The sequence below is a fragment of the Vibrio furnissii CIP 102972 genome (genome assembly GCF_000176175.1).
GTDB classification, from domain to species: Bacteria; Pseudomonadota; Gammaproteobacteria; order Enterobacterales; family Vibrionaceae; genus Vibrio; species Vibrio furnissii.
Genome location: NZ_ACZP01000014.1, coordinates 1,247,513 through 1,260,817, shown reverse-complemented (window position 1 = coordinate 1,260,817; position 13,305 = coordinate 1,247,513). Strand labels below are relative to the sequence as shown.

Below are 13,305 nucleotides of genomic sequence, written 5' to 3'. Positions count from 1 at the left end.
GGTGAGCAATAAACGGTCAGGAAGAAGCGGTCACGTTTCTTCCTTTTCTCTTGCTTCCGTATCCGCAAAGCGCTGCTCAAACTCTCGTAAGCTGGCTGGGCGAGCGAGATAAAACCCCTGCATCAAATCCACGCCTAGCGCTCGCAGCAATTGGGTTTGTGATTCAGTTTCCACCCCTTCGGCCACCACACGATGCCCCAAACTTTGCACCATACTGATGAGCCCTTTCACAAACGACAAGTTCGCGGGATGCGCTTCGATATCGGCAATAAATGAACGATCAATTTTCACCTCGCTGATCGGCAGGCGCTTAAGCAGAGAAAGCGACGAAAAACCCGTCCCAAAATCATCCAGCGACAACGTGAAGCCGGCATTTTTGAGCGCTATCAACGTACGAAGGCATTGCTCTTTGTCGGCCATCGCCGCCGTTTCCGTCATTTCCAAACAAAACAGCGATGCGGGTAAACCGTAATCGTTCACTTTCTGCGCCAGGTTATCAGCAAACCGCGAATGCCCTAACTGCCTGGCGCTGACATTGACTGAAATGTGCTGAAGGTTTTGCAACCATGGCGACGTCTTCACGTCTTGACACACTCGGTCGATGATGTAATCGCCCAGTTTCATAATCAAAAAGCTGTTTTCCGCGACAACAATAAACTCACTTGGGTTCACCTGCCCCAAGGTTGCTGAGTGCCAGCGAGCCAGCACTTCCACCGCAATGATGTGATCATGTTGTCGACTGAAGACCGGCTGGTAATGAACTTGAATTTCGCCTTGGTCAATCGCCAACCCCAGCAGATGCTCGATGCGTAAATGCGTTTTGAATGGCTCATGCATGTTCGAATTGAACAACACCACTTCACCGCCGCCTAATTGTTTGGCGCGGTACATGGCGACGTCCGCGTTTTTGATCAACTCATCGCCATCCACGCCATGCTGGGGATAAAACGCCACCCCAATGCTAGCTTCGCCGACCAATTCCATGTTGTCATATTGCATCGGCCGTTTGACCGCTCGCAGCAGTCGATTCGCCAGTTCGTGGGCTTGATAATCATTCTGCACATCGCAGAAGAACACAAACTCATCGCCACCAAAGCGGCCGATGATGTCCTCCGCGCGCAATGTCTGTTGCAGTGCCTCCGCCACATGGCACAACAACGCATCCCCCACCTGATGCCCAAATGTATCGTTGATGATCTTGAACCGGTTCAAATCCATCATCATGACCGCTTTGGTGCTGTTGGGATGATGCTGAATATGGTGCTCGATCACTTCCATCAATTTTCGTCGGTTGGCCACGCCCGTCAAACCGTCGTAATAGGCCATCTGATGAATTTTGTCGGCCGACTCCTGTTGCTCCGTGATGTCCGTCATGGATCCCACCAAACGAATCGGTCGGCCTTGCGTGTTGTGAATCACCGCGCCACTCAATTGCACCCAAATGTAGTGCCCGTCATCACGTCGCAAACGCAGAATGCATTTAAACGGTTCGGAAACATCCAGATAGGTTTGCAGCATCTCTTCAAACGCGGGGCGATCGTCCGGATGCACGCGATTGAGCAACACTTGCGGATTAATGGCATCAGACGTATCGGCAAGCTTCAACATCTTGGTCAACCGGCCATTCCAGCTCAGGCGATTGGCGAGCAGGTCCCATTGCCAAATCCCATCGTTCGAACTGTTCAACACCACTTTGAGTTGCTGTAATAACTGTTGTGATTTTTTGTGGCGCTGCACACTGGTTTCGATCAGCGCGTCTCGCTCAACAAACAGAGACAAGATATCGAGGTAGTTGTAAAACAGTGCCGATTTACCGATGTATTGGCGCCCGTCGAGATTCTCGACCGCAGTGACAATGTCCCAACAGTCGCGTTCGCCGCGATGCACAGGCAACACCGACACCACGTAAGGCCGATCCCCGGCCACGCAAGGCAGATCGCTCAGCGTTCGAAGGGCGCTGTTGGCGGGGCGAGATTGCAGTGCCTGCTGCTCAAGAAACGAAACTTTCAACAAGGAGAGCGCGTCGCCGTCGTAGCGATTTAACTCAGCCCACGCCAAATTACATTGGTACAGGCTGCACGCATCGAGGATCGAATCAAAGCCATCTTTGGCGATGGAATACAAGGTATCAAACAGCTCCGACGACGAATAACGGCTTTCATACACCATCGCCTGACGCACCGACTGAGAGGCGTCACTCGCGTCAGCCACCAATGCCCTGCTGCCGCAGGATTGGCGCACCACCAGCTTTTGCTCAACGTGAATCACTTCCTCTTGAAATGGCGCCCCAGCAATGCGGGCGAGCGCGCGTTCAAACGCCTTGCAGGCGAGTTCCTCCAATTGCTGATCCACCGTGGTTAATGCTGGCGTGACCGACATGCCGGAGAAAATGTTATCGATGCCGACAACCGCAACATCATCGGGCACACGAATGCCGTTGCGCTGCAATTGTTCAATCATGCCGATGGCGTTTTCGTCCGTCGCGCAGATGATGGCCGTACACTCATTCCCCACCGTGTTCAGCCAATCACTGGCGGCTTTGCGCCCGGCAGACAACGAGCAGCTGTCAACACAATACAACTGCGAACTGTGAAAGCCCTCGCCGCGTTGCGTGTCGACCCGTTGTTTAAAAGCGTTGAACCGTGAGCGAATGTCGTTGACGGATAAATCACCACAAAAGCCAATGTTGTGATGCCCCAAAGCGAGCAACCAGTCATAAAGCTGCTCCACCCCGCTCATCTGGTCACTGCAAAGCTGTTCCACGGGCAGCGGCGCGTAGCTCGCCCCCATTGAAAATACGGGAATGCCTAACTCGGTTGCAGCTTTGACATAACTGGTACCAGCGCAGTGCTGAACAACAATCAAGGCGCTCAGTTGCGTTAACGCAATGGGCAGTGTGAAATCCCGTGAATCGCCCGCTCGAATCATGATGAGATTCACGCCATGCTGTTTCGCTTTTTGACGAAACGTTGCACTGATTTCCCCCATATAAAAACCACTGAACATCGGCATAATGACGCCAATCGTGGTTTGTCTGGTGCACTGCCTTGCTTTTGTTTTCACTTGTCCAGTCCATCAAGTCGATACCGTATCCCTGCCTATAGTGCAAAGAATCGACAAAATAACAAAAGACTCACTATGAAAACTCACGAATATCGCACATTCAGTACATGGCTTTTGGTAAGGAATGACAACGCTGTCATATTCGGTTCAGGCGCGCTTTTCATGGATACAAAAAAGCCGTCGTTGCACCAAATCGGGCTGCGATCTCATTCTCGACTGCAATGGATGCGTCATTATATTTGTGCAAATTTTGATTCCAATCGAGTGAATCTTTTCAGCATGTTCGATCAAGCCCCTCAAAAACTGGCATTTTCTGCTACTTTTGCGCGAGTGTAAGCTTTCCTTTACTCCCCCGCTTGCGCCAATTTGATGCGGATTTTAACAATTTAGTTACACTTACCTTATCCGGTTATACCAAGATTCATCACTAGATAAATGTGGTATGAACAGCAATAAAAAATGCCGTTGTCGGAATTCGCAGGACACTATTTCAAAATTGTCCATCACGCTGCCACCTGCGCATTTCGCTCCACATCAGTCTCGGTATCACCTTTGGCGTAACGATGTGAATTGCTGCCATCTTCGATGCGTAGCGTCAAAAGGAGCTTGAGATGAATATTCAGGCCTTACCCATGGAACGATTTATCGACCACCATGGCAATCTGGTTAAGCCGCTTCCCGAATGGGCCGATGTGTCAACGCTGACTGGTTTTTATCGCGATATGTTGCTGACCCGAACCTACGATCACAAAGCGGTTGCGCTGCAACGCACCGGTAAACTCGGGACCTACCCGTCCCATTTGGGTGCAGAAGCCATCGGTATTGCCGTAGGCCGGGCGCTCAAAATGGACGATGTGTTTGTGCCCTATTATCGCGATATGCCAGCCATGTGGGCACGCGGCATCGGCATGGAAAAGAACCTGCAATACTGGGGCGGCGATGAGCGCGGCAGTGATTTCACGCCGGATGAACATGTGCATTGTCGCGACCTGCCATTTTGCGTACCGATCGCTACCCAATGCACCCACGCCGTGGGCGTCGCCTCAGCACTGAAAATTCAGGGCAATCATCAGGCAGCATTGGTGATGTGTGGCGACGGCGGGACATCGAAAGGCGATTTCCTTGAAGCGATCAACTGCGCGGGCGCGTGGCACATTCCGCTGGTATTTGTGGTCAACAACAACCAGTGGGCGATTTCCGTTCCGCGCCATCTGCAATGTGCGGCAGATTTCTTATCTCAAAAAGCACTGGGCGCCGGCATTCCCGGCCTAACTGTCGATGGCAACGACATTGTGGCCATGTACGATGCGGTGCGCACCAGCTTGGAACGGGCGCGCAAAGGCAAAGGCGCAACCTTAATTGAAGCGGTCAGCTATCGGTTAAGCGACCACACCACCGCCGATGATGCCAGCCGCTATCGCAGTGACGATGAACTGCAACAGGCGTGGCAATTTGAACCAGTTGCCCGATTGAAAACCTATCTGATGAACAGCGGCGTCTGGACCGAGCAGGACGAAGAGCAGTGGCTAGATCACTGCAAGGACGTGGTGGAACATGCGGTGCAGCGCTATCTCGACCTCACGCCGCAACCGCCAGAAGCCGCGTTCGATTTTCTCTACGAATCGCTCACGTCGGATCTCCACGCGCAGCGTGATGAACTGATCAACAAAGCAATGCGCATGCAGGGAGGCAAACATGGCTGAAATGACCTTAGTTGAAGCTGTCAACCTGGCTTTGCACTATGAGATGGCACACGATCCGAATGTGATTGTGCTCGGCGAAGACGTCGGCGACAACGGCGGTGTATTTCGCGCCACCGTCGGCCTCAAAGACCAATTTGGTTTTAAACGCGTCATCGACACACCGCTCGCTGAAGCGCTGATTGGCGGTGTGGCCGTGGGCATGGCCACCCAAGGCTTGCGTCCGGTGGCCGAGTTCCAGTTCCAGGGCTTTGTGTTTCCGGCGATGGAGCATTTGATGTGCCATGCCGCGCGCATACGCAACCGCACCCGTGGCCGCCTGACCTGCCCGGCCGTGTTCCGCGCGCCATTTGGGGGCGGGATACATGCGCCCGAGCACCACTCGGAAAGTGTGGAAGCCCTGTTTGCTCACGTGCCCGGTTTTAAAGTGGTGGTCCCATCTTCCCCTCAGCGTGCCTACGGTTTGCTGTTGGCCGCGATTCGCAGCAACGATCCGGTGATGTTCTTTGAACCGAAACGCATCTATCGCACCGTCAAATCCGATGTCACCAACAACGGTGAAGCCCTGCCACTCGATACCTGCTTTACCCTGCGTAAAGGCCGCGATGTCACGTTGGTCACTTGGGGCGCCTGCGTCGTAGAATCATTACAGGCAGCCAAAACCTTGTCCGCGCAAGGCATTGAAGTGGAGGTGATCGATTTGGCCAGCATCAAACCGGTCGACATGAACACCATCTTGCGTTCGCTGGAGAAAACCGGGCGTTTACTGGTGGTGCATGAAGCCAGCAAAACCTGCGGCGTCGGCTCAGAAATTCTGGCGCGCGTGGCGGAGCAGGCGATGTGTCTGCTCAAAGCGCCACCCAAACGTGTCACCGGCATGGATACCATCATGCCCTACTACAAAAATGAAGCCTATTTCATGATTCAGGAACAAGACATCGTGCTGGCTGCGCGAGCGTTAGTGGAGGGTTGGAAATGAAGTCATTTATGTTACCCGACCTCGGTGAGGGGTTAGCCGAATCAGAAATCGTCGAATGGCATGTCAACGTCGGCGATGTGGTCAAAGTCGATCAGGTCGTCCTGACGGTGGAAACCGCCAAAGCCACGGTTGAAGTGCCCGCACCTTACGCGGGTAAAATCATCAGTCGTTACGGCAATGAAGGCGATGTGATCAACATCGGCAGTTTGCTTCTGGAAATTGAAGAGCTCGACAGCGCCATATCCAGTCCCCAGAAAAAACACGACGCAGCGACCGTGGTCGGCAATGTCTCCCACCAGTCACACAATGTGGATGTGGATGACTTCTGGGTGGGCAGCAGCGAGCAGGCCAATCCGACGAAGAAATCACTCTCCGCCCTACCCGCCGCCCGCCTGCTGGCGCAGCGTCTCGGCGTGGATTTACAGCGTTTACAAGGCACCGGCCCCGATGGTTTGATTGTCGAGAGTGATGTGCAGAATGCCGCCGACCAACAGCTCCCCGGCACGGAAGTGCTCAAAGGCGCGCGAAGAACCATGGTCAACACCATGACTGAATCGCACCTGCAAGTCGCGGCGGTCACCATCACCGAAGAAGCGCTGCTGACCGAGTGGAAACCGGGCGAAGACATCTCGATTCGCCTCATTCAGGCGATTGTTTCTGCCTGCCAGCAAGAGCCAGCAATGAACGCTTGGTTTGATGCCGAAACCATGACCCGCTGCGTGCACAGCACCGTCAATATCGGCATTGCAGTCGACAGCGCCCACGGCTTATATGTGCCGGTACTGCGCCGCGCGGATACATTTGAACCCCAAGCGATGCGTGAATGGCTCGATACCACCGTGCAAGGCATTCGCGAACGCAAAATTGGCCGCGAACAGTTGCAACACGCCACCATCACGTTATCCAACTTCGGCGCGATTGCTGGGATCTTCGCGACGCCAGTCGTGTCACCGCCTCAGGTCACCATTGTTGGTGCCGGTCGCATCATCGAAAAAGTGATGATCAAAGACGAGCAATTGATGAACGTGAAAGCGATGCCGCTGTCGATTACCTTCGACCACCGTGCCTGTACAGGCGGTGAAGCGGCCCGTTTTGCCCGCGCACTGGTGCAAGATCTGCAACGTCCAAGCGCGTTGTAACGTAACGTTGCTCTCAACAGCGAACAAAAACCACCTTTTTTGATCGAGGTGGTTTTTTATTTGCGTCGAAAAGTAAGTAAACCAAGACCTGAGACCACAAAAAAGTGCATCAAACTTTTAAAAAGCATGCTAGACAGTAAAAAATGGACAATTTCAGTGTTTTATCAATAAAAGAGATCATTAATGAGCGATTTCGGCGTCATTCATCGTCAATATATTTTGAAAGCGTGGTATTTTTGTCCATAATTATTTTCAAACCTCGATGTTGAGGTGAGCTCGTTAAGGAGCGGTTATGTTTAGAAAAATACTTTTGCTTGCTACCTGTCTCAGCTTTTCAATCTTTAGTGGTAGCGCGCTATCTGCAAGTGAAGCAGGCAATAGCGCGACAGGGCCTTTGGTGATGTGTGAGATGCCGGACGGCACCATGAAGTACATCCCCATTGTCATCTGTCAGCACAATAAGTAGTCGTAAAAAAGGGAGTACTCGTGAGTCCAGAATCAGACTCGGTGCTCCCTTTCTTCGACCAACAGAACCAACTGCCAGGTCGAAACTTTTGCAAAACTATCAAAAAACATCATTTCGAATTAAAAAACTGGATCAACTCAATAAATATTAAGTTTTTAACCGCTGCGAAAAAACGGATGTCCAAAGCCATAAATTCATCTCACACCGACTGAATCAACGCGGGCATGATCTCAAACAGATCCCCGACCAAGCCGTAATCGGCAATCTGGAAAATTGGCGCGTCCGGGTCGCTGTTGATGGCGACGATCACTTTGGAATCTTTCATGCCCGCCAAGTGTTGAATCGCGCCGGAAATACCCACCGCAATGTAAAGTTCTGGTGCCACGATTTTACCGGTCTGACCAACTTGCAAATCATTGGAGACGAAACCGGCATCGACCGCCGCACGTGACGCGCCAATCGCGCCGCCGAGTTTGTCGGCAAGCTGTTCCACCAGTGCGAAGTTTTCTTTACTCCCCAGACCTCGGCCACCGGAAATCACCACTCTGGCAACAGGCAATTCGGGACGCGCGCTTTCCACTTTTTGTTGCGAGACAAACTGCGACGTCAGCGATTCAATCGCGTGATCAACGGTTTTCACCTCCGCATTTCCTCCCGTACTGGCGACGGCATCAAAGGCTGAGCTGCGAATCGTCATCACTTTGATTGCATCCAGTGATTTCACTTTGGCCAGCGCGTTGCCTGCATAAATGGGCCGAACCACCGTATCCGGCGATTCAATCGCAATCACATCAGAAAGTTGCCCCACATCGAGCAGCGCAGCCACTCGCGGCAGCAGGTTTTTACCAAACGTGGTAGCCGGTGCGAGCACGTGGGAGTAGCTGCGTGCGATTTCTGCCACCAACGCTGCGCCGTTTTCTGCCAGGCGATGTTCATAAGCGGGACTCTCAGCCAGTAGCACATGGCTGACCCCCGCACACGCTTTTGCCGCCTCAGCGACTGATGCACACGCCGCGCCCATCACAAGTACACTCACCTTCCCGCCAATTGCGTTGGCCGCCTGCAAAGTGCGCAATGTATCCACAGCCAACACCTGATTGTTGTGCTCGGCAATGACTAAAATCGAGAGTTCACTCATCGGTTGCTCCTGTCCCTTCAGCCAATCACTTTGGCTTCGTTTTTCAGCTTATCCACTAGCTCAGACACACTGGCCACCATCACGCCCGCTTTGCGCTCAGGTGGTGGCATGACGTCCATGATTTGCTGATGCGTGGTGAGCGTGACGCCTAAGGCGTCCGGCGTGGTGACATCTAACGGTTTACGCTTGGCTTTCATAATGTTGGGCAGCGAGGCGTAACGCGGTTCATTGAGGCGTAAATCGGTACTGATGATGGCTGGTAAAGCGAGCTTGAGCGTCTCCAGCCCGCCGTCAATCTCGCGCGTGACCAACACGGCGTCGCCCTGCACGTCCACTTTAGATGCGAAGGTGCCTTGTGGGCGCTCCGTCAGCGCTGCCAGCATTTGCGCGACTTGGTTGTTGTCGGTATCGATGGACTGTTTTCCCAGCAGCACCAACCCCGGCGCTTCGCTCGCCATCACCGCTTTGAGCAGTTTGGCCACATTGAGCGGCTCTGGCGCGCCATCAGTTTCAATGTGAATCGCGCGGTCGGCACCGAGTGCCAATGCGGCGCGCAGTTGCTCTTGGCAAGTGGCGTCGCCCGCGGAAACCACAATCACCTCTTCGGCAATGCCCGCCTCTCGCAGGCGAATCGCTTCTTCCACCGCGATTTCGCAAAACGGGTTGATGGCCATTTTGACGTTGTGGGTTTCAACGCCTGAGCCATCACTTTTCACTCTCACCTTTACGTAAGCGTCAACGACACGTTTAACAGCTACTAAGATTTTCACACAGCCTCCTTGAGCGCTTGGTCATCCTTGGTGAATGGACCTTAGGGAATGTTGGTGGAATCAAACTGCTCGGTGATGACTGTTTAACGCGAGCCACACATTGTGCTTTCTGGACTGGTTAAATCCCGCATATCAACCACCTTTGACCACCAAACCCATTCAAACTCACCAGAAAATCATCCGCTTTCTGCCATTCTCAATGGGTTAAATGAGGTTACTCTTTGAGCTTAGTTGAGTTTACGTTTACGTCAACTGGACTATATTTAATCCATAAATACCGTTGACGCATGGATGAAAAACATGGAACGAGAATCGATGGAGTTTGATGTCGTGATTGTTGGCGCAGGCCCAGCCGGGCTGGCTTGTGCGTGTAAAATGGCGCAAATTTGCCAGCAACAACATGAGCCGAATGTCAGCATTTGCGTGGTCGAGAAAAGCTCTGAAGTGGGCGCGCACATTCTCTCCGGCGCGTTATTTGAAACCACGGCGCTCGATGAGCTGTTTCCGGATTGGCAGACCATGGATGCGCCGCTGACAACCAAAGTCAGTTCGGATGAATTTCTCTATCTCACCACCGAATACAACCACGTGCGCTTGCCCCACTTTGTGACGCCCAAAACCATGCGCAATTCAGACCAAAGCTACGTCATGAGCTTGGCCGACTTGTGTCGTTGGCTCGCTAAACAAGCTGAAAATTTGGGGGTCGAGATCTTTCCCGGCTTTGCTGCGGCCAGCGTCAATTATGACGAAAGCGGCGCTGTGATTGGGGTCATCACCTCAGATATGGGGTTAGACAAAACGGGCAATCAGAAAGCCAATTTCGAACCGGGCATTGCGCTGAACGCCAAATACACCATTTTTGCCGAAGGCGCACGCGGTCATTTGGGGAAAGAGCTGATAGAGCATTTCAAACTCGATGAAGGAAAGCAGCCGCAGCACTACGCGCTGGGTATCAAAGAGATCTGGGAACTGCCAGAGGATCACCCGCACAACAACGCGGGAGAAGTGATTCACGGCCTGGGCTGGCCGCTGAATGAAACCCACACCACGGGCGGTAGCTTTCTCTACAAGCTCGGCAACAATCAGATTGCGATCGGGTTGATCACCGACCTCAACTATCACAACCCGTATTTAAGCCCGTTTGATGAGTTTCAGCGCCTCAAACATCACCCGGCGATCAGCAAGCATTTAACGGGCGGCCAGCGCATTGCTTACGGCGCGCGCGCGATTGCCAAAGGCGGCTTGAATTCTTTGCCCAAACAGCAATTTCCCGGCGGCTTGCTCATCGGCTGCGATGCCGGCACGCTCAACTTTGCCAAAATCAAAGGTTGCCATACCGCAATGAAATCCGGCATGTTAGCGGCTGAAGCCATCACGCATGCACTCAATGCAGGCAACCAACGCCATTTTGAACCCGATTACGAGTCGCTGTTCAAGGCATCCTGGTTATATGAAGAACTCGAACAGTCACAAAACTTCTGTGCCACCATTCACCGCTTTGGCAATGTGGCGGGCGGCGTCATCAATAGCTTCGAGCAGAATATTTGGGTGCCGCTGTTTAAGCGCGCTGCGCCATGGGAGATGGAAGATCCGCACCCGGACCATGTCCGCATCATCGATATTTCACGCTGCACGCCCATCGAATATCCCAAACCCGATGGCGTGCTGAGCTTTGATAAACCCTCATCAGTCTTTCTGTCCGGCACGCAGCATGAAGAGAACCAGCCTTGTCACCTGAAACTGACCGATCCTTCTATTCCGATTGAAACGCATCTGCCTAAGTTTGGCGAGCCAGCCCAGCGCTACTGTCCCGCGGGTGTCTACGAAGTGATTGTGGTCGATGAAGTGCCGCGCTTTCAAATCAACGCCGCCAACTGCGTGCATTGCAAAACCTGCGACATTAAAGATCCGTCGCAGAACATTATCTGGTGTCCGCCAGAAGGGGGCGGCGGCCCGAACTACCGCAATATGTAACCCGCGATTTGTGCGAAACACTATTCACCAGACACAAAAATAGCCACGGTACGTCGTGGCTATTTCATTTGATGAGATCGTGTTTTATTAAGCGGTTAGCGAGCGCCGCTTAAGCTGCCGTTAGGCCGGCTTTTTCGCCAGAGCGGCATCGATATCCGCGGCGCTGTGGCGCTCATCAATGCGCTCCCACGCTTCGCCCATGGTTCGGTTGACAATGCGACCACGCTGCACAGCAGGACGCTCAGCCATCATTTTCGCCCAGCGTTGTACATGGGTGTAGCTCTGCACATCAAGGAACTCGGCCGCGTTATAAGCGTTGCCCAGCGCCAGGTTGCCATACCAAGGCCAAATTGCGATATCGGCAATGCTGTACGCTTCGCCCGCAATGAAGGTGCCCTTCGCCAGTTGTTTATCCAACACATCCAACTGACGTTTGGCTTCCATCGCAAAGCGGTTGATCGGGTATTCAAATTTCTCTGGCGCGTACGCGTAGAAGTGGCCAAAGCCACCACCCAGATACGGCGCAGAGCCTTGCAGCCAGAACAGCCAGTTCATCACCTGCGCACGTGGCGCCGCTTCGGTTGGCAGCAAGTGACCGAATTTTTCAGCCAGATAAAACAGGATGTTGCCGGATTCAAACACATTAATCGGTTCAGAGCCGGAACGGTCAACCATGGCAGGGATCTTTGAGTTCGGGTTGACGTCAACAAAGCCGGAACCAAACTGGTCACCATCACCAATACGAATCAAAAATGCATCGTACTCCGCGTCTTTCACGCCCAGCGCCAGCAGCTCTTCCAGCATGATGGTCACTTTCTGGCCGTTCGGCGTGCCCATCGAATAGAGCTGAATCGGGTGCTCGCCAATCGGTAGCGTTTTCTCATGGCGCGCGCCGGAGTCTGGTCGGTTGATACTGGCCCACTGACCGCCGTTTTCGCTGTCCATGGTCCAAACTTTGGGTGGTACGTATTGGTTTGCCATTGTGTTTCCTTATCTTTGTTGGAGTTCGGCACTACAAGATATAGGGGTGATTGGCGAAGATAAAAACCCCTATTGGCTCATTTACTTAGAACCTTCCGTTATGGCTTGGTCGGCGTGAGCATAACCAAGCATCGGCGCGGCGCGACACCGCACGCAGAACCCCAACGTTGCCGCATGGCCTGCACAACAATGCGCAAAGATAGAGAAAACAGAGCGACCCATCGGTGCAAGAGAGCCGCTCTGGTGGGCGGATTTATCCGAAGTCGCCCGAAATATAACGGCGGGTACGCGCTTGTTTGGGTTGATGGAACATTTGACGCGTCGGGCCAAATTCCACCAGCTCGCCGAGATACATAAATGCCGTGTGATTGGAAATGCGCATCGCTTGCTGCATGTTGTGCGTAACAATCACGATGGTGAAGTTCTCTTTCAGCTCGCCAATCAACGCTTCAATCGCCGATGTAGCAATCGGATCGAGCGCGGAAGTGGGTTCGTCCATCAAAATGATATCCGGCTCCAGCGCGATGGTGCGCGCGATACACAAACGCTGCTGCTGACCGCCAGACAGGCTGTGCGCATCGGCATGGAGCTTGTCTTTCACTTCCTGCCACAAGTGCGCCGCTTTAAGCGCTTGTTCTATTTTCTGCTCGATCAGTGCCTTGCGGTGGCCTTGCAAACGCAAACCAAAGGCAATGTTTTCGGCAATCGACATCGGAAACGGCGTCGGCTTTTGGAATATCATGCCGATTTTAGATCGCAGCTCGTTGAGGTCTGCGTAATCGAGCAAATTGGCACCTTCATAGCCAATCATGCCTTCGGCATGTTGACGACCATACAGCGCGTAAATTCGGTTCAAGCAGCGCAACAAGGTGGATTTACCACAACCCGACGGGCCAATCAGCGCCGTGACCTGATGTTGATAAATCGGCAGCGACACAGATTTTAACGCGCGCTCCCCTTTGCGGTCGTAGTAGAAATTCAGATCGCGAATATCCAGCACCACCTCGCTTGCCGTGGTGGCTAGAGTGTCAACCGAAGTCTCCGTGTCCGTGGTCGCCGGAGACAAAATCGTGGTTGCTATGTTGTGATTCATGG

General features: G+C 53.1%; 9 protein-coding genes. 4 read left to right on the top strand and 5 right to left on the bottom strand.

Annotated features, from left to right (window positions below; genetic code table 11):
• Window positions 1-30: 30 nt before the first annotated feature.
• Window positions 31-3,063, bottom strand: a complete 3,033-nt coding sequence (locus VFA_RS15880) for an EAL domain-containing protein (protein ID WP_256619439.1) — start codon at window positions 3,061-3,063, stop codon at window positions 31-33.
• A 611-nt stretch (window positions 3,064-3,674) separates the two neighbouring features.
• Between VFA_RS15880 and pdhA the strand changes: the two genes are divergently transcribed.
• Genes pdhA through VFA_RS15865 form a run of 3 tightly spaced genes read left to right on the top strand, consistent with a single transcriptional unit; the run spans window position 3,675 to window position 6,881 of the window.
• Window positions 3,675-4,766: a pyruvate dehydrogenase (acetyl-transferring) E1 component subunit alpha gene (pdhA, locus tag VFA_RS15875; RefSeq protein WP_004727877.1), complete on the top strand. Its 1,092-nt coding sequence runs from the start codon at window positions 3,675-3,677 to the stop codon at window positions 4,764-4,766.
• Window positions 4,759-5,742, top strand: a complete 984-nt coding sequence (locus VFA_RS15870) for an alpha-ketoacid dehydrogenase subunit beta (protein ID WP_004727876.1) — start codon at window positions 4,759-4,761, stop codon at window positions 5,740-5,742. The genes pdhA and VFA_RS15870 overlap by 8 nt, the downstream gene beginning before the upstream one ends.
• Complete coding sequence (locus VFA_RS15865; RefSeq protein ID WP_038151966.1) at window positions 5,739-6,881, top strand: dihydrolipoamide acetyltransferase family protein; 1,143 nt, start codon at window positions 5,739-5,741, stop codon at window positions 6,879-6,881. The genes VFA_RS15870 and VFA_RS15865 overlap by 4 nt, the downstream gene beginning before the upstream one ends.
• Window positions 6,882-7,546: 665 nt before the next feature.
• Here the strand turns inward: VFA_RS15865 and VFA_RS15860 are convergent.
• On the bottom strand, window positions 7,547-8,485 hold the full coding sequence (locus tag VFA_RS15860; RefSeq protein WP_004727874.1) for an electron transfer flavoprotein subunit alpha/FixB family protein: 939 nt from the start codon (window positions 8,483-8,485) through the stop codon (window positions 7,547-7,549).
• Window positions 8,486-8,502: 17 nt separating this feature from the next.
• Complete coding sequence (locus VFA_RS15855; protein WP_038151963.1) at window positions 8,503-9,255, bottom strand: electron transfer flavoprotein subunit beta/FixA family protein; 753 nt, start codon at window positions 9,253-9,255, stop codon at window positions 8,503-8,505.
• Between the two features lie 300 nt (window positions 9,256-9,555).
• On the opposite strand from VFA_RS15855, the gene VFA_RS15850 reads away from it, so the two are divergent.
• The gene (locus VFA_RS15850; RefSeq protein WP_004727872.1) at window positions 9,556-11,229 is read left to right on the top strand and encodes an electron transfer flavoprotein-ubiquinone oxidoreductase; all 1,674 of its coding nucleotides are present in this window, start codon (window positions 9,556-9,558) and stop codon (window positions 11,227-11,229) included.
• 120 nt (window positions 11,230-11,349) lie between these two features.
• On the opposite strand, the gene yghU is transcribed toward VFA_RS15850, so the two are convergent.
• Both yghU and pstB read right to left on the bottom strand, forming a co-directional pair.
• The gene (yghU, locus tag VFA_RS15845) at window positions 11,350-12,210 is read right to left on the bottom strand and encodes a glutathione-dependent disulfide-bond oxidoreductase (protein ID WP_004727871.1); all 861 of its coding nucleotides are present in this window, start codon (window positions 12,208-12,210) and stop codon (window positions 11,350-11,352) included.
• A 253-nt stretch (window positions 12,211-12,463) separates the two neighbouring features.
• Entirely contained in the window at window positions 12,464-13,303 is an 840-nt protein-coding gene (gene pstB, locus VFA_RS15840; protein WP_004727870.1) for a phosphate ABC transporter ATP-binding protein PstB, read from the bottom strand.
• Between the last annotated feature and the right edge of the window lie 2 nt (window positions 13,304-13,305).